Origin of the sequence: uncultured Campylobacter sp. (assembly GCF_938045345.1) — a bacterium.
In the GTDB taxonomy this organism is placed as follows: domain Bacteria; phylum Campylobacterota; class Campylobacteria; order Campylobacterales; family Campylobacteraceae; genus Campylobacter_B.
This window is the reverse complement of the sequence record NZ_CALIMS010000034.1, coordinates 1-16,867: the sequence shown is the minus strand read 5'-3', so window position 1 is coordinate 16,867 and position 16,867 is coordinate 1. Positions and strand designations below refer to the sequence as shown.

The window sequence follows — 16,867 nt, the reverse complement described above, 5'->3', positions numbered from 1 at the left end:
TATAATGAGCGTCAAATTTCACTCACGGGGATAGCGATGAGCCTTGTTTCTTACGAATTAAAAAAGCAAAAACTAGATGGAGCGCGCAATGTGGCGCTTTGGAAGGCGCGTGGCGGCGTGGCGGTGGTGGTGCTGGCGCTGTTTATTGCTATGCGCAAGGATTTTGGAGATTTCTCATTCCTGTTTTTATTAGTGTTGCTAGCTCTTGCTTATCCTGCTTACAAATATCTAGCCATGCGCATTTCGCGTAAATTTGAAACGCTCAGCGAAGAGGCCTTCAAAAACGAATTTTTGCTTTGGATCGCAAAGGAGCTGCGCCTTACCTTTCAGCCCTTCGGCGCGTTTTTGCTCGATGAAATTTACAAAAATCCGCTCCGCAAAGAGGCAAATTTATGCACTTGCAAGCATGCGATAGTGGGCAAGACGCCCGAATTCAGCATAAAAATAGGCGACATCTGCCTAAGCCGCGACTTCGATAAAAATAGAGAGGATCGGGTATTTGAGCTGGATAAAATTCTGCATCTTAAAAAAAAAGACGATACCGCGATCTTCGACGGGCTTTTTGCGAAATTTGATTTTAGCGAGACTTTCGATAGTAAAATTTTAGTTGTGCCGCGCGGAGAATTTATATTCGGCGCATCGGATCTGAAGCTGCTCAAAGATAGCCCCCATTTAAGCGCGTCGTTTGACGTATATCTAAACAACCCCGCCGCCGCCGCATTTTTGCAAAACAAAAAAATTTTAGAAAATATGCAGACGATCACTCTAAATTTGTTCGGTAAAACCGAGCTCTATTTGGGCGAAAACAGCCTCGTAATCGGCGTTGAAAATAGCGAAATTTTCAAATCTGCGCCGAGCTCGCAAAGCGCGAAGCTGCTCGAAAGCCTAAATAAAATGATCGAGATCGCTAAAATTTTTGCCTATCTCAAAAAGCTCGGGCAGGTGGAATAATCTACGCTTTAAATTTGAGCGAGCGCCGTTGAAACAATTTGGTTCTTGCGAAGGCTGCGCTTTTTTGCTCGTCCGTTATTAAATCAAACTACTTCGAAAGGCAAGGAATTCTTTAATAAGCGCTTTCGCTTTGCTATCGACCTGAGCCGCTTAAATTTTACAAAAATTTTATAGCGGCTCTTAAAAATTTCAAAATTTTTCAAATTTCATATTCAACCATAGCGCCGCCGTATTTTACTGACACCCCTCACACTCGATCGAGCGGTCCGCGACGTTGTTTAGCTTCTCACTATCTGGGCTTTCGGAGCGCAGGTAGTAGGTCGATTTTAGCCCCAGCTGCCACGCGAGCGTGTAAATTTCGCTCAGATAACCGCCGCTTGCCTTATCTAGGCTCATGAAGATATTTAGGCTCTGACCTTGATCGATCCATTTTTGGCGGATGGCGCCTGCTTTTACGAGTAGGCGCTGATCGAGCTCGTACGCAGGTACGTACGCCTGCCACGTTTTCGGGCTTAAATTCGGTACGACGACCGGGATCATGCCGCTTAGGTTGTGCTCGAACCATTTGCGCTTATACACCGGCTCGATCGTCTGCGTGGTGCCTACGAGTATGCTGATACTCGATGTCGGCGCGATCGCCATCAGGTAGCCGTTTCGCATGCCGTCGCGCTTTACTTTCTCGCGCAGTCCGTCCCAGTCGCAGCCGCTCTGCTCAAAAAGCCCGCCGCGCTTAACGAGTGCCTTAGCGTTTTCGTTCGCCAAATCGATCGGGAAAATTCCTTCGCTCCACTTCGAGCCCGCGAAATCAGGGTATCTGCCCTTTTCTACGGCTAAATTTGAACTTGCCTTGATCGCGTTAAAGCTCACGTTTTCCATTATCCTATCGATCAGCTCGAAGTGCTCATAGCTGCCCCACTTCACGCCGCGCTCGGCAAGCATCTGCGCCTCGCCCATTACGCCGAGCCCTATCGCGCGGGTTTTTAGATTGGTGTGTTTGACCTTGGCGTGCGGGTAAAAATTTAGATCGATGACGTTATCGAGCATCCGCACGGCGATCGGCATCACGCGAGCTATCTCTTCGCGGCTATTGATTTTGCTTAAATTTACGCTTGCGAGGTTGCAAACCGCCGTCGCACCCTCGCTGCAGCCTTTTTCCACGATAAAAATTTCTTTGCCGCCCAGCGTGTCTAGCGCGGTGATCTTTTTCGCCTTTTTTACGATGCCCGCGTCGGTCGCCACATCTTCGTTTTCCTCAAACAGCTTCTCGTCGCCGTCGGCAAATACGACTTTGATTTTGTAGTGGTTCGGCGCCGTGTTTTGAAAGATCTCGGTGCATAAATTTGAGCTTCGAATCAGGCCTTGATGCGCGTTTGGATTGATGCGGTTGGCGTTATCTTTGAAGCATAAAAAGGGCATTCCCGTCTCAAAATAGCTAGTTAAAATTTTCTTCCAAAGCTCCTTTGCCAGGATCGTAGATTTTGAAATTTTATCGTCAGCCTCGTACTGCTCGTAGCGCGCTTCAAATTCCGCGCCATATAGATCGCTCAGATCGCTTACTTCTGCAGGATCGAAGAGCGTCCACTTGCCGCCGTTTTGAAGCCTTTTCATAAACAGATCGTTTATCCACAGCGCGGGGAAAATTTCATGCGCGCGGCGCCTCTCCTCGCCCGAGTTTTTGCGCAGATCGAGGAAGTCGCTCACGTCCATATGCCACGGCTCGATATACACGGCGATAGCGCCCTTGCGCGTGCCTAGCTGATCGACGGCGACTGCGATGTCGTTGGTAATCTTTAAAAACGGTATGATGCCGCCCGCGGCGTTTTTATGCCCGTCGATGCTGCCGCCCATCGCGCGCACCTTGCACCAGTCCCAGCCGATACCGCCGCCGAATTTGCTCAGAAGCGCCATCTCCTTGTAACTATCGAAAATTCCTTCGATATTATCGGGCGTGGAGCCCACGTAGCAGCTGCTTAGCTGATGGCGCGTCGTGCGGGCGTTTGAGAGCGTTGGAGTAGCGAGCATAACTTCAAATTTAGATATGAGATCGTAAAATTTCTTCGCCCAGCTCTGACAGTCAAGCTCGTTTTGCGCAAGGAACATCGCGATCGCCATAAACATCTGCTGCGGAAGCTCGATCGGCGCGCCGCTTTTATCCTTGATGAGGTAGCGATCGTAAAGCGTCTTGATGCCGAGGTAATTAAACTGCAAATCGCGCTGCGGCTGCAAATAAGAATTTAGATCCTCAAGATCGTATTTTTCCTTTAAGCCGAGCATTATGCGACCCGCCGCCTCGCCGCGAGCGAAGTAATCCCCCAGGCTGTTGTAGCCGCTAAAGCCCGTTACTTTGTGATACAGATCGTATAAAAATAACCGCGCGGCGACGAAGGTCCAGGTCGGGCGATCCACGTCGATCTTCTCGACTGCGGTTTTGATGAGGGTTTGCTGGATCTCTTCAGTGGTGATCATATCTCGAAACTGGATCTTTGCGTCCACCTCAAGCTCGCTAAGGCTTACGTTTTCCAGACCCTCCACTGCCTCGCTCGTGTACTTTTTGATCTTGCTTACGTCAAGTTCCTCGGTTCTGCCGTTGCGTTTGATTACTTTCATATCGTTCCTTGAAATTTAAAAATGCAAATTTAGCGTTAGTTTCCCAATATAAAATACGTCGTCAAAAGAGGCGGCGTAATAAATGCCGCTCATAATCCGCCGTCTTTTAAATTTACGCTAACTGCGCTGCAAAATCGCGCATTATAGCCAAAATTGCTTAAGTCTATCTGTCATTATTTTGGCTTATAGATTTTAAAATTTAACGAAGCGGGCGGCAATGATGCGGTAAAATTCGAGCGGAATTTTATGGTGGCGCCGCGGAATTTTACAGGGAAAAATTTGAGTGGAGTCTCACGAAATTCTGCGCCGAAAAAGCAAGAAATAAAAAGGGCTTTGCGAGCAGGTTTAAAATTTGCCCGCAAAGCTTAAAAATTTAATTGTGCGGTAGCGGGATAGGCTTTCCGTTTAAGATCATAGAGTTGCTTGCCTTATCGAAGCTAAACTCCATCTTAACCCCATCTCCATCAGGCTTAAGAAACTGCGAGCCGTAAACTTCCGCCATAGGCGCAAAATCGCGCAAGCTGTCATAAGGCGATAGGAAGTCCGTGATGGTCGTATTTATCGTAGCTTTGCCGTCCAAGCTCATACGCTTAAAAAGCTGCGTCTCGTCGATGTAGCCGCCTAATAGCGCGCTTGCGTTAAAAGCAAATTTCTTACCGAGGCTATTTTCAAACGAAAAATCATTCACGTTGATTTTCATATCATCTTTTAGCAGCTTCATAAAAAGCTCTTTATTTTCCGCTAATTTTTCGCCTTCTTGGGGATTTGAGATAACAGACAGATATTTTTCGAAAAGTGCGGCGCTAAAGCTGGTATCGACGCCCAAATGGATGTTTCGCACTAGCACGTCGGCGATTTTTAGGCTTTGGGCTTTATCGCTTTCGTTGAAATTTAAAATTCCATCTTTTACGCGGTAGCTACCTTCCGTGTTCATATCTGTAACTACGACGAAGCGCTGCTTATCTACAGTTACGACGAGCTCTTTTGTGCTGCCTGCAAAATCTATGTCATTCAAAAAGAGCTTGGTTATATTATCGTCTAGATCTTGGATACCGTTTTTAAAGTTCGCCTCATAGATAAGATCCTTCATATCAAGACCCGAATCCTTGCCGTCGTCTATAAAAATTTCACCGATTTTAAAGCCCAAGGCTTTTATCGTTTTGCCGCTCATATCGCTCGTGCCGTTTAGGCTAAGACCTGCAAGACGTCCCATTCCGCCATCTTCTAGCACATTTATATCGGCTAGCTTTGCGCTAAATTTAACCTCTGTAGGTCCGTAGTTTAGATGCGTGCTAAGCGGCGCGTCAGTCTTAAACAGCTTCTTGCAAGGCTCCGCGTAATATGGAGTCTTAATCGTTAAAATTCCGTCGCTCTCAAATCCATCCGCAGCGTTTTTTACGCTATGCTTGATAGTGTAGTCGTAGCGAAAAGCAAAATCCTCCGGGAAAATTTTAGCAGGATCTGGCTCGTCCGTATCGTTGCTATCTTGCGCGCCTGCTTTTTCCTTTAGCTTACTAAAGCCTTCAGCAAGGCTTTTTTGTAGTTTCTCTTTTTTTACTATGCCCTCGATAAAACCGCTCGAGTTGCTATCTCCCGGATAAAATTTAGCGCTCTTAGTCTCGAAAATTTCGTTTCTAGCGATAAATTCCGCAATCTGCTGCTCAATCGCCGCGCTGGCACTCTTGCCGACCGCACCGTCAACCGTTTTGGTTATGCTATCGTTTACACTTTTAGCTACTCCCGTTTTAGCGTCCTTTGTCGCTACAAAAACGCCCACTATAAGCGCTACGATGAGCACTAAAGCCGCGATGATCTTTTTCATCATCTCTCCTTTAAATTTAAAATTTATTTGGGTCGTATTTTGCCGTAAATTTCTAAAATTTTCAAATTCTAGCTTAGTGTGCTTTAACCTAAAAGAAGTTATAATCGTAGCATTAATATCAAAATTTAGGAAAACTTATGGCAAAACAAACGAAATATATTTTCGTCACCGGCGGAGTGCTGAGCTCGCTGGGTAAGGGTATTGCGGCGGCGTCGATCGCGACGCTTTTAAAGCACGCTGGGCTTAAAGTGCGCATATTAAAGGCGGATCCTTATATCAACGTCGATCCGGGCACCATGAGCCCGCTGGAGCACGGAGAGGTTTTCGTCACCGACGACGGCGCGGAGACCGATCTGGATCTTGGGCATTATGAGCGGTTCTTGGATGAAAATTTAAGCCAAGACAACAACTTCACCACGGGCAAAGTCTACAGCTCCGTCATCGAGAAGGAGCGCAGGGGCGATTATCTGGGCAAGACGATCCAGGTGATCCCTCACATCGTAGGAGAGATCGTACGCCGCATAAAAAAGGCGGGCGAGGGCAACGACGTGCTGATCGTCGAGATCGGCGGCACCGTGGGCGACATCGAGGGGCTACCGTTTTTAGAGGCGATCCGCGCGATGAGAGTGGAGCTGGGTAGGGTAAATACGATGAATATCCACCTTACGCTCGTGCCTTTTATAAAGGTAGCGGGCGAGCTTAAGACCAAGCCCACGCAGCACAGCGTAGGCGAGCTGCGCCGCATCGGTATCAGCCCCGATATGATAATCTGCCGCTCCGAAATGCCGCTAAATCGCGCGCTTAAAGACAAGATCGCGCTAAGCTGCGGCGTGGATAAAAACTGCGTCATCGAAAGCCCAGATAGCGCGAGTATCTATCAGATCCCACTTGCGTTTTTGAAGCAGGATATTTTAACGCCGATCGCAGAGACTCTAAGCTTAAACAAGCTCGAAGTCGATATGAGCAACTGGGACAGCCTCGTTAAGCGCGTCATCGTGCCTACGAACGAAACCACGATCGCTTTCGTAGGCAAATATATCGATCTAAAAGAAAGCTACAAATCCCTCACCGAGGGAATCATCCACGCGGGCGCTACGCTTGATACGCGGATAAATTTAAAGTGGGTAGATAGTGAAAAAATTGAAGCGAGTAATGTAGATGAAATTTTCCGAGACGTAAACGGAATTTTAGTCGCGGGCGGCTTTGGCTCACGCGGAGTGGAGGGTAAAATTTTAGCCATAAACTACGCGCGGGTGCGTAAGGTGCCGTTTTTGGGCATCTGCTTGGGGATGCAGCTTGCGATGGTGGAGTTTGCGCGCAATGTCTTAAAACTGAAAAACGCTAACTCCTCGGAATTTGACCCGCAGACCGAAGATCCGGTGATCTACCTCATCGATAGCTTTATCGACGCAAGCGGCAAAAAGCAGATCCGCACGCACAAATCCCCTATGGGCGGCACTATGCGGCTGGGCGGCTATGACTGCGACGTCAAAAAGGGCTCGCTTTTGGGTAAAATTTACGGCGAGCAAAAAACCATCCGCGAGCGCCACCGCCACCGCTACGAAGCCAATCCGAAGTACCGCGCCGAGTTTGAAAAGCACGGTCTTATCGTCTGCGGCGAGAGCGACGGGCTTATCGAAGCGGTCGAGCTAAAAAACCATCCGTTTTTTCTGGGCGTGCAGTTTCACCCGGAATTTACCAGCCGTCTAGTGCGCCCAAATCCCGCTATTTTGGGCTTTATCGAAGCATCTATAAAAAATGCTAGGTAAAAATGAGATAAGGGAAATTCTAAAATCGAGATTTGCGAACGATCGGCATACTAAAATTTCTGAAATTCCCTTACCCTGCGATCTGAAAGATACCTATAAGGCGGCTTTGCGCATAAAAACTGCCATCGAAGAAAACCAGCGCATAGCCGTAGTCGGCGATTACGACGTCGACGGTATCGTAAGCACCGTCATAATGAGCGATTTTTTCAATCAAATAGGCGCGGAGTACGTTATTAAGATACCAAACCGCTTCACCGACGGATACGGGCTAAACAGCGAGATTATAGAAGAGCTTGAGGATGTGGATCTCATCATTACCGTAGATAACGGCACCTCCGCGACGGAAGCCGCCGAAATTTGCGCTCAAAAGGGGATCGATCTCATCATCACCGATCATCACATGCCTCCGCCCGTGCTGCCGCGCGCTTATGCGATAATCAATCCGAAGCAGCCTGACTGCACCTTCCCAAATATCGAAATTTGTGGCGCGCAGGTAGCGTGGTATCTCGTAGGCGCGCTAAAAGAAACCCTCGGCGTGAACTACGATATGGCAAGCTCGATGGATATCCTCATCATCGCCATAATCGCCGATATGATGGAGCTACGCGATATGAACCGCGCGCTGCTGCGCTTCGGCATCAAGCGGCTAAATAGCTCGAACCGCGCCTGCTTCAAGGCGATTAAAGAGCATTATTTTAAAAAGCACTTCGAATTCGACGATATTAGCTACACGATCGCGCCGCTAATCAACTGCACGGGGCGGATGGACGATGCGACGATGTCGTATAACTTTTTATGCGCCAAAAATATCAGAGAGGCAAACCACTACCTAGAGACGATAAATTCCATCAATAACTCGCGTAAAGAGGAGGAGAAAAGCCTCTACGACGAGATCGTAAAAAGCGTCGATCCAAGCGACAACGTCATCGTCGTGTGGGGTCCGCAGTGGCACGAAGGGATCATCGGCATCGTCGCAAGCCGCCTAAGTAAGACCTACAAAAAGCCCGCGATCGTCTTTAGCGTAAGCGACTCGCACGCCAAAGGAAGCGCGCGCAGCATCGGTAAATTTGACATTTTAGAGCTGATCTCCTCGCAAAGCGAAATTTTAACGACCTTCGGCGGACACAAGGGCGCTGCGGGCGTGGGGATCGATCCTGCGCTACTTCAGGAGTTTAAGCGGCGCGTAAATGAGCGTATCACGCCTAAGGATCTGAGCGATTTTAGCGCGCAAGACGATCTGCTGGGCGAGCTGGACGCGTCGCAGATAGACTTCGAGCTGCTTGAAATTTTAGAATTTTACGAGCCGTACGGGCAGAAAAATCCGCGCCCGCTCTTTTGTATCAAAGGCGCGCGCGCGCGCAATATCAGAGAGATCGGCAAGGAGGGCAAGCATATCAAAATGGCGCTTGATAAAAACGGCGGCAGCGTCGAGGCGCTGTTTTTCAACTACGACTTTTTGCCGCGCGCGGGCGAGCGAGTGGACGCGATCTTTACGATTAGCAAAAACAACTTCCGCGGCACGATCACGCCCGAGCTCATCATCAAGGAGCTGACCCCGAGCGAGAGCTAAATTTTAAAATTTAGGCCGGCTTGACGTGCATTTCGCGCAGAACACGGCCTTTAAATTTAGCGCTCGATATATGCATTCAAGTGCGCAGTTTTCGGGGCTCGGCACGGTTTGCAAACTCAGCGAATTTTTTTGGCGCGATAAAAGTAAAATTTAAACGTTTCTAAATTTTAAAATTTTGCGAGGGCGAGCGATAGCCGTCAGAAAGAAACAGAACGACCCTGCGAATGGAATTTCGGATAAAATTTTATGAAGCGGCGGGCGGGCTAAACTTTAAAATTTGACCCGCCCTTAAGCTTAGAGGCTAAAAAACCACCACTAAAAACCACTTAAACGGCACCGGCGCGAAGATCGCGTGCGGCAAGCCCGCAGGCATGACGATGCTTTGCCCTGCTTTTACGCGGTGCTTCTGCCCGTCGATCGTGAAATCGCCCTCGCCCTCAAGCACGTAAACGAACGCGTCGCCGTCGGATTTGTGCGAGCTGATCTCCTCGCCGCCGTCGAAGGCAAAAAGCGTCATATTCAGCGCAGGATTTTGCGCGAGGGTGCGCGAAATCACCTTATGAGGGGATACTTCGACTAGCGAAGCAAGCTCTACGGCCTTAGCGGCGTCGATATTTTTGATGTGTTGCATAAGTTCTCCTTAAAATGAAATTTGATCGATTGTAGCTAAAATTTAGCAAGCCCGCTTTGATGAGCATCAATCCGGATCCGCGCTGAAAGGATTTTTCAGAAAGATCGGGATGAAGCTTATCAGATATAGCGCGACCGCGGCGATGAAAAGCGCCGAGGGGATCATCACGTATAAAACAAAGCTCTCGCCCGCAAAAACGGCTCTTAAAGCTCCCGCGATTAGAGCCAAAACGAGCGCCGCGCGGCTTAGGCGCGGGAAGTTTAGCGGCGAAATTCCGCTGTGGCGCTGTCCGGCGATCATTCCTACGAAAAGTATCGCTCCATACATATAGCAGATCGCGATGACGTGCAGCGGCGCGGCAGCGTATCCCCCGCGGATCAGCGCCGCGCCCAGCCACAGGTACCCCGCCGCGCACGCAACTTGCAACGCGTAGTAAAACGCCATATAGTGGCGGCTTAGAATTTCGGCGTAGTGCAGCTCGCGAAGTTTCGCCAAAAACAAAAATCCGATGCCAAGCGCGATAAATCCGCACGTCGCCTCGCTTAAAAATGGCGTCGCGAGCGCCAAGGCAAAGGCGAGGAAAGCCGTTAAATTTTTGTAAATAAAATTTGGAATAAAAACGGCGTCGCTTAGCCCCGCCTCTCTTAGCGCTTCATTGCCGATGACGACGCTTATACGGTAGCTTACGACGGCGATTGCCGCGACGTTGATATGCACGAAGCTAAGCAAAAACTTCTCATCTCCGCTCGCGCCGTAGGCCGCAGAGCAGGCGCAAAACGCCGCTAAGACTGCTAGGATGCTAAAATTATTCGAGTTTTTATCCAGCCACAAAAGCCGCGCCGCAAAGATGAAAAATACTGCCCAAAACAGCGCCGTAATCGCAGCCGCGAGCAGTAAATTTAAAAAGCTTGCGATAAAAGCCGTGATCAGGCAGGCGGCAAAGGCGAGTGAAACGGGCTTTAGCGAGCCCTCGAAGTTCGTCCAATCGGGCAGCGCGGTAAGCAAAAACGCCGCGTAGATGCACGAGGGCGCCAAAAATAGAAAGTAAAACTTATGAGCGCCGACATAATCGATCGCCAGCGCATCGGGTGCTAGGAAGCTAAGCGCGCCCAGCACCGCAAAAAAGCAGGCGCAAAGAACGAAGGCGCGCATCGGATGGGAGAAAAAATTCCTAGCGCGCTCGTCTTTAAATTTAGGCGCGTAAAAGCCCAGCTCTTCGCGCTTTCCTGCAGAGTTCGGCTCCGCTTGATTATCCTGCGTGGAATTAGCCTTAAAATTCCGATCGGAATTCTTGAGCTCCTGCGGCGAAACAGGTTCGGTTTGGTTTTGCGTGGAATTGGTCTTAAAATTCCGATCGGAATTTTTAGAGCTCTGCGAAAAGTTCTGAACAGAATTTGGTTCGGCATGGCTTTGCGCGAAACTGGATTTAAAATTTTGACTTTGATCGGAATTCTTGGCGCTTTGTAAGAAGCTTAGCGGTAAATTTTGCTCGGAATTTTTAATGCTCTGCGAGAAGCCCAGCTCGGAATTTGACTCAGCGCTTCTGCCGCTTTGTGAGAAGCCATGAGTGGAATTTTGATTTTTGAAACTTTGCACGGGCTCCGCTTCCAAGCTGCGAGCGGAATTTTTGAAATTTCGCGTAGAAATTCCGCCTGAATTTTTAAAATAATCTGCGCCAAATTCACAACGCAGACGGGCGTCTGGGTTCGCACCAAATCTGCAATGCGGGCAGGCGGTACGAGCAGGGCGATCGGATACGCGCTGCAAAGGATCGCTCGCGTTAAGGCTGAGCCGTGAGCTGGGACTCTCGCTAGAGCCGCGGTATGTATCGCCGCATAATAGCGCCGAATTTCGCGCAGCAAAGCCGTAGCGCACTGCGCCGCTCAAAAGCACGCTCATGTTATAATCGCAGTTCGCACGGCTGCACAGTTCGTATTTTGGCGCGACAGAACCACGGCATCCGATGTCCTGCGAAAGGCTATATCCGCTTGCGCTAAGATCGCAGCCTCCGATGTCCCGAAAGGGCCTGTCTATGCAAGCAACGAAATCATAACATTTAGCATCTCGCAAGAGCCTGTGTCCGCCCGCTCCGACATCGCGACATTTAGTACTTTGTAAAAACCCATGCCTGCGTGCGCCTAAATCGCAGTATTCGGCGCTCCGCAATAGTCCGTGTCCGTACGCGCCCGGATCGCGACGCGCGCCAAAGCGGAGTTTGCTCGCGTCTGAACCGCAACGTAAGTTTAAATTTTGTGCGGAGCCTCCCTGTTTGCGCGCATTAAAGATAAAATTTCTACTCATAATAGCTCACTCCCCTAAACTGCTCGCTTACCACGCGCTCTTCGTACCGCTCGTCGCGCGCGCTTAGCGGCTCATCTAGCCTCACGACGCGCCTAAGCCCCATCCCTTTGGGCTCGAGCTCGATGATCTCGTGGCTTAGGCGTGCGGCTTCGAAGCGGTCGTGGGTCACCAAAAGGCAGGCAAGCCCCTCGCGCTCGATCTTTGAGACTAAAATTTCGATCAGCACGCCGCGCAGATCGCGATCCAGACCTACAAACGGCTCATCAAGCAGCGCTAGATCGCAACCGCTAAGGATCGTGCGCAAAAACGCCGTGCGCTTTTGCATACCGCCGCTTAGCTCGCGCGGGAATTTATTCAGATCGCTCGGGCTAAGCCCGATCTTTGCGGCGAGGGCGTAAATTTCGCTCACGCCCGCGGGGCTAAAAATTTCGATATTCTTAAGTGCCGTGAGGTTTGGTAATAGGCGGTTTTCTTGAAACAAAAAGCTGATTTTTTTAAAGCCGTTTTCGATCTGTCCGCTTTTTTTATCCTCCAGCCCGCAGACCAGCCGCAAAAGCGAGGTCTTGCCGCAGCCGCTGGGGCCAAAAAGCGTCTTTACTTCGCCCGCGCGCAGCCGCAGCGAAAAATCGGAAATTATAACGTCGCGTAGAATTTCGTAGCGCAAATTTGAAATTTTTAGCATCATCTGCTCCACGGCATCAGTAAAATTTCAAGCGGCTTGGTCACGAGATAATCGAAAAGCGCCGTAAAGGCTATCACTAGGCACACATACGCCATAACCTCGACCGTATCGATATTGACGCGCGCTTCGGCTATCTTTGCGCCGATGCCGTCGTTCGCGCCCAAAAGCTCCGCCATTACAAGCACCTTCGCGCCGTTGCTGACCGCGACGTAGATCGCGGGAAGCAGCCGCTCGATTAGGTGCGGCGCGTAGAGGTAGCGCAGTTTTTTTAAAATTGAGCTTTTGTAGCTGTCAAAAAGCTCGGTGTATTCGGTGCTCACGCTAGCCATCGCCTGCGCCGCGGATGCAAAAGTCATCGGCGCGACGACGATAACGACGGTAAAAAGCACGCTTGTATCGCCGAAATGAAACCAAAATATCGCAAGCACGATCCAAACGATAGGCGGAGTCGAAAGAAGCACGGTAATTAGCGGGTTTAAAAAGGCTCGCAGGCTTTTGAAATACCCCGCCGCAAGCCCGCTGCAAATCCCCGCAAAAAGCGCGAGGAAGGTGCCTGCAAGCGCGCGCTTAAGCGACAGGGCTAGATCGTTTGCGGCGAAATTTTTTAAAATTTCGCATGCCTTAGAAAAAACAGCCGCGGGTTCGGGCAAGATGAGCGGCCCGTAAGCCTCGCTCGCCACCTGCCAGACGGCTATGAAAAAGCACACCGTCCCTAGGCTCGCAAAGCCGCCCCATAGATAGTCTATGACGTAAAACGCGGGGTTTTGAGCTTTGCGAATTTTATCGATTTTTAGCATAGAAAAAACTCGTCCTTAGGCATCGCGCCACCGATGAGCTTGGGGTTAAATTCCATCAGAATTTCATAAAATTTCAAAAGCTCGTCCTTGATCTCGCTAGGCTTTTTGACGCACAAATTCGACGTATCGATACTCATAAATATCGCAGGCGGCGGTGCGGGAAAGAAATTCGTCCCGATCGCCGCGGCGCTTTGTTTGTTCGCTTTGATCCACGCAAGCGCGTCCGCTAAATCGGCGTTTAAAATTTCAAAATCCGCCTTTTTCGCGGCGTAAAAATCGGTATCTGCGATGATGCCAGCCTGCGGGATGATGGGCTTTACCGAAAACGCCTGCGCCCACATATTGCTTAAATTTGCTCCTCGCTGCACGGCAATGCCCGATACTTTGCCCTTCAGGATCATGGCGCTTGCTAGCGGCTCCACCGTGATCGCGACGTCGTAGTCCTTGGCCAAAAACAGTTGCGCGCTCTCTGCGGGGCTGGCGGTGTAGTCGATATTCAGCCCGCTAATGCCCTGCTTTTTCGCTATGGCTCGCACGATGATGTCTAGCATATCGTTTTTAAAAGGCATTACGATCTTTTTGCCCTTCAGCTGCGCAAATTCCGTTATCTTCTCGCCCTTGCTCATCACGAAATTTAGCCCCTCGGTGAGGATATTTACCATGCCGATCTTGCGCCCCTGATTTGCGAGGTTCACCCCTACGTTGCTAGGGCTCATCATGACCTTGTACTCGCCGTTTGCTACGCCTGCGCGCAGCTGATCGGGATCGCGCCAAAGCTCAAGCCTGGCGTCGTATTTTTTGCCGATCCGCCCCTGCATGCACGCAACGCCGATGATGAGACTAGGCATCGCAGGCGCGCCGTAGACGATGAAGGCTTCCTTTGCAAAAAGAGGGCTAGCAAGCCCGTTAGCCGCCAACGCGGACGTTAGTTTTAAGAAATTTCTTCTTTGCATCTTCTCCTCTTTTCATTCCTGCCAAACGGCAAGATTTTGATAATCGATGTGCAATTATATCAAAAATAGGAGTGATTCGGTTTGATTAAGCTCAATAGTCCCGCTTTAAATTTTAATGCGCCAAAATTTAAAACGCCCCGCAGCAGTAAAATTTTATGCTAAAATGGCGCAAATTTCAATCCAAGGACATAAAATGAGAAGTGACATCATCAAAAAAGGCTATACGCGTGCGCCGCACAGAAGCTTACTAAGAGCAACCGGGCTAAAGGACGAGGATTTTGAAAAACCCTTCATCGGCGTAGCAAATAGCTTCATCGAGATCATCCCGGGGCACTTTTTCCTCAACAAATACTCCGAAATTTTAAAAGACGAGATCCGCAAAAACGGCTGCGTACCCTTTGAGTTTAACTGCATCGGCGTGGACGACGGCATCGCGATGGGGCATAGCGGGATGCTTTACAGCCTGCCTAGCCGCGAGCTGATCGCAAACTCGATCGAAACGGTTATGAATGCGCACGCCTTAGACGCCCTCGTATGTATGCCAAATTGCGATAAAATCGTGCCCGGCATGGTGATGGGCGCGCTTCGCGTGAACGTGCCGACGGTTTTTGTTAGCGGCGGCCCGATGAAAAAGGGCTACACCAAAAAGGGCGAGCCGATCGACCTATCCACGGCGTTTGAGGCGGTGGGTAAATTTGAAACCAAAGAGATCAGCGCCGAGGAGCTAAAAGAGATCGAGTGCAAAGCCTGTCCGAGCGGGGGTAGCTGCTCGGGGATGTTTACGGCAAACTCGATGAATACGCTGTGCGAAGCGATGGGAATCGCGCTAAAAGGCAACGGCACGGTGCCGGCGCTAACTCCTGAGCGCGAGGAGCTCATTCGAAAGGCCGGTCGCCGAATTTGCGAGATCGCGCTAGATGAAAAATACAAAATCCGCAACATCGTGAACGAAAAATCGATCCAAAACGCCCTGGTGGTCGATATGGCGATGGGCGGCAGCAGCAACACCGTGCTGCATATCCTAGCTATCGCGCGCGAAGCGGGGGTAAATTTACAGATCGCGGGGCTCAACGAGATCAGCCGCAAGATCGCGCATATCGCCAAAATCAGCCCAAGCCTGCCAAGCGTGCATATGGAGGATATCGATCGCGCGGGCGGCCTAAGCGCCGTGATAAACGAAATTTCGCGCCGCGACAACGGTCTGCTAGATCTGGGCGCGCCGACCGTCACGGGCGAGAGCCTAGGCGAGCGCGTCGGAGCGAGCGCCATAAAAGACGAAGAGGTCATCCACAAGGTCGAAAACGCCTACTCGCAGGTCGGCGGGCTGGCGATTTTGTTTGGAAATTTAGCCGAGCAGGGCTGCGTCATCAAGACCGCAGGCATCATCGGCGAGCGCAAATTTAGCGGCAAGGCGGTCTGCTTTAACAGCCAAGACGAGGCGATAGAGGGGATCTCAAGCGGCAAGGTAAACAAAGGCGACGTGGTCGTCATCCGCTACGAAGGGCCGCGCGGAGGCCCGGGCATGCAGGAGATGCTAAGCCCGACGAGCCTCATCATGGGGCGAGGTCTCGGCGCGGACGTGGCTCTCATCACGGACGGGCGTTTTAGCGGCGCTACGAGAGGGTTAAGCGTCGGACACGTGAGCCCCGAAGCTGCCGAGGGCGGTATGATCGGGCTGCTGCAAGATGGCGACATCATCGACATCGACGTGGACACATACGCGATCAACGTGCGTCTAAGCGAAGCCGAGATCGCCGAGCGCAGGGCTAAATTTAAGCCGCTTGAAAAACCGCTGCCGTATCGCTGGCTGCGAATGTACCGCAAGCTGGTAACGAACGCTAGCAACGGAGCGATTTTGGAGGCGTAGAAATTTAAAATCGGTAGGTATCGTAGTTTTAAAAATTTAAATAAGGAATGATTTTTATGTTTGAAGGAGATTTTACCTATAAGGATTTAAAACTAGTAGATGATGAGATAGGCGCGCTTTCAAATTTTAAAAACCTAAATAAACAATGGTGCCATGCACATAACATAAATAAAATTATTGATAAATTTAAGCATAAAATAAGTATAGGATGGGGAATTGAGTGTATAGAGAACCTCCTGACAAAATGTATTAAATACGAAAACAAAATCGATAAAATCAGATCGTATGTGAAAGACATAATGGATAATAAATATAATCTTTTATCAGAGGAATCAAAAAAGGATATTGATGAAATCTATATTTCACTAACTTACCTTAAAGAAAATGGTATAAATTCTATAAATATATATACATTAAAGAAACTATCGGCTGATTATGAAAAAATATTTAAAATATTAAAAGAAGAAAAAGAGATTATCGATAGGCACATAAAAAGCAGAAATATAAAGGAACAAAAAGATTTAAATCATAAATTTTTAGAGAAAGAAAGCATATTGTACGATGTTTACAATAATCTTAGTAAAGCACTTGAAGGTGCGAGTATTATGCAATCATATATAAGACATATGAAAAATTCTATGCATTTTAATTTTCTTAATTTGATTTCTATTGCTGCGAGACATATAATTTTATTATTTTGGATAGTTGTTTTTGCTGGAGGATTTTTTTGCCTACCTTATTTTTATCAAATCGAAACACCGCCACAAATTAATACAACCGAAATAATCCCACTCTTGCTTTTTATTGGCGCTATGGGGTTGTTATATACAGCCGTGATAGGCGCACTTTCATTTATAGGTAGTTATTTTATTTTTAATGTCAAAACTAATCAAAAATGGATAAATATATTTTTTATA

General features: G+C 49.1%; 12 protein-coding genes. 5 read left to right on the top strand and 7 right to left on the bottom strand.

What is annotated here, in order from left to right; genetic code table 11:
* Positions 1-36 precede the first annotated feature (36 nt).
* Positions 37-951, top strand: a complete 915-nt coding sequence (locus Q0144_RS06360) for a DUF3137 domain-containing protein (RefSeq protein ID WP_298062643.1) — start codon at positions 37-39, stop codon at positions 949-951.
* A 234-nt stretch (positions 952-1,185) separates the two neighbouring features.
* Here the strand turns inward: Q0144_RS06360 and Q0144_RS06355 are convergent, their stop codons facing one another.
* Both Q0144_RS06355 and Q0144_RS06350 read right to left on the bottom strand, forming a co-directional pair.
* Complete coding sequence (locus tag Q0144_RS06355; protein WP_298062641.1) at positions 1,186-3,558, bottom strand: ribonucleoside-diphosphate reductase subunit alpha; 2,373 nt, start codon at positions 3,556-3,558, stop codon at positions 1,186-1,188.
* 373 nt (positions 3,559-3,931) lie between these two features.
* Positions 3,932-5,380 (bottom strand): DUF945 family protein, encoded by a 1,449-nt coding sequence (locus Q0144_RS06350; protein ID WP_298062639.1) that lies wholly within the window; start codon positions 5,378-5,380, stop codon positions 3,932-3,934.
* 137 nt (positions 5,381-5,517) lie between these two features.
* Here Q0144_RS06350 and Q0144_RS06345 point away from each other — a divergent pair, with 137 nt between their 5' ends.
* Positions 5,518-7,149: a CTP synthase gene (locus Q0144_RS06345; protein WP_298062637.1), complete on the top strand. Its 1,632-nt coding sequence runs from the start codon at positions 5,518-5,520 to the stop codon at positions 7,147-7,149.
* Positions 7,139-8,719 (top strand): single-stranded-DNA-specific exonuclease RecJ, encoded by a 1,581-nt coding sequence (recJ, locus tag Q0144_RS06340; RefSeq protein ID WP_298062635.1) that lies wholly within the window; start codon positions 7,139-7,141, stop codon positions 8,717-8,719. Before Q0144_RS06345 ends, recJ begins: the two co-directional genes overlap by 11 nt.
* Before the next feature lie 301 nt (positions 8,720-9,020).
* Here recJ and Q0144_RS06335 read toward each other — a convergent pair whose 3' ends face one another.
* The 5 genes from Q0144_RS06335 to Q0144_RS06315 all read right to left on the bottom strand — a co-directional run bounded on the left by Q0144_RS06335 (position 9,021) and on the right by Q0144_RS06315 (position 14,083).
* Positions 9,021-9,350 (bottom strand): cupin domain-containing protein, encoded by a 330-nt coding sequence (locus Q0144_RS06335; RefSeq protein WP_291939008.1) that lies wholly within the window; start codon positions 9,348-9,350, stop codon positions 9,021-9,023.
* A 66-nt stretch (positions 9,351-9,416) separates the two neighbouring features.
* Complete coding sequence (locus tag Q0144_RS06330) at positions 9,417-11,651, bottom strand: NnrS family protein (protein WP_298062633.1); 2,235 nt, start codon at positions 11,649-11,651, stop codon at positions 9,417-9,419.
* Complete coding sequence (locus tag Q0144_RS06325) at positions 11,644-12,333, bottom strand: ATP-binding cassette domain-containing protein (protein ID WP_298062631.1); 690 nt, start codon at positions 12,331-12,333, stop codon at positions 11,644-11,646. The genes Q0144_RS06330 and Q0144_RS06325 overlap by 8 nt, the downstream gene beginning before the upstream one ends.
* Complete coding sequence (locus tag Q0144_RS06320; RefSeq protein WP_298062629.1) at positions 12,333-13,130, bottom strand: ABC transporter permease subunit; 798 nt, start codon at positions 13,128-13,130, stop codon at positions 12,333-12,335. Before Q0144_RS06320 ends, Q0144_RS06325 begins: the two co-directional genes overlap by 1 nt.
* Positions 13,124-14,083 carry an ABC transporter substrate-binding protein gene (locus tag Q0144_RS06315; protein ID WP_298062628.1) on the bottom strand — a complete coding sequence of 320 codons (960 nt, stop codon included), beginning with the start codon at positions 14,081-14,083 and terminating at the stop codon, positions 13,124-13,126. The genes Q0144_RS06320 and Q0144_RS06315 overlap by 7 nt, the downstream gene beginning before the upstream one ends.
* Positions 14,084-14,276: 193 nt before the next feature.
* Here Q0144_RS06315 and ilvD point away from each other — a divergent pair, with 193 nt between their 5' ends.
* Together ilvD and Q0144_RS06305 are read left to right on the top strand one after the other, a co-directional pair.
* A complete protein-coding gene (gene ilvD / locus Q0144_RS06310; protein WP_298062626.1) occupies positions 14,277-15,950 on the top strand; it encodes a dihydroxy-acid dehydratase in 1,674 nt (557 codons plus the stop codon).
* Between the two features lie 56 nt (positions 15,951-16,006).
* The coding region (locus Q0144_RS06305; protein ID WP_298062624.1) for a hypothetical protein at positions 16,007-16,867 on the top strand (861 nt) is incomplete at its 3' end.

Coding starts and splice junctions, on each gene's coding strand:
- Q0144_RS06360 (WP_298062643.1), top strand. CDS start 37: ATGAGCCTTGTTTCTTACGAATTAAAAAAGCAAAAACTAGATGGAGCG.
- Q0144_RS06355 (WP_298062641.1), bottom strand. CDS start 3,558: ATGAAAGTAATCAAACGCAACGGCAGAACCGAGGAACTTGACGTAAGC.
- Q0144_RS06350 (WP_298062639.1), bottom strand. CDS start 5,380: ATGAAAAAGATCATCGCGGCTTTAGTGCTCATCGTAGCGCTTATAGTG.
- Q0144_RS06345 (WP_298062637.1), top strand. CDS start 5,518: ATGGCAAAACAAACGAAATATATTTTCGTCACCGGCGGAGTGCTGAGC.
- recJ (WP_298062635.1), top strand. CDS start 7,139: ATGCTAGGTAAAAATGAGATAAGGGAAATTCTAAAATCGAGATTTGCG.
- Q0144_RS06335 (WP_291939008.1), bottom strand. CDS start 9,350: ATGCAACACATCAAAAATATCGACGCCGCTAAGGCCGTAGAGCTTGCT.
- Q0144_RS06330 (WP_298062633.1), bottom strand. CDS start 11,651: ATGAGTAGAAATTTTATCTTTAATGCGCGCAAACAGGGAGGCTCCGCA.
- Q0144_RS06325 (WP_298062631.1), bottom strand. CDS start 12,333: ATGCTAAAAATTTCAAATTTGCGCTACGAAATTCTACGCGACGTTATA.
- Q0144_RS06320 (WP_298062629.1), bottom strand. CDS start 13,130: ATGCTAAAAATCGATAAAATTCGCAAAGCTCAAAACCCCGCGTTTTAC.
- Q0144_RS06315 (WP_298062628.1), bottom strand. CDS start 14,083: ATGCAAAGAAGAAATTTCTTAAAACTAACGTCCGCGTTGGCGGCTAAC.
- ilvD (WP_298062626.1), top strand. CDS start 14,277: ATGAGAAGTGACATCATCAAAAAAGGCTATACGCGTGCGCCGCACAGA.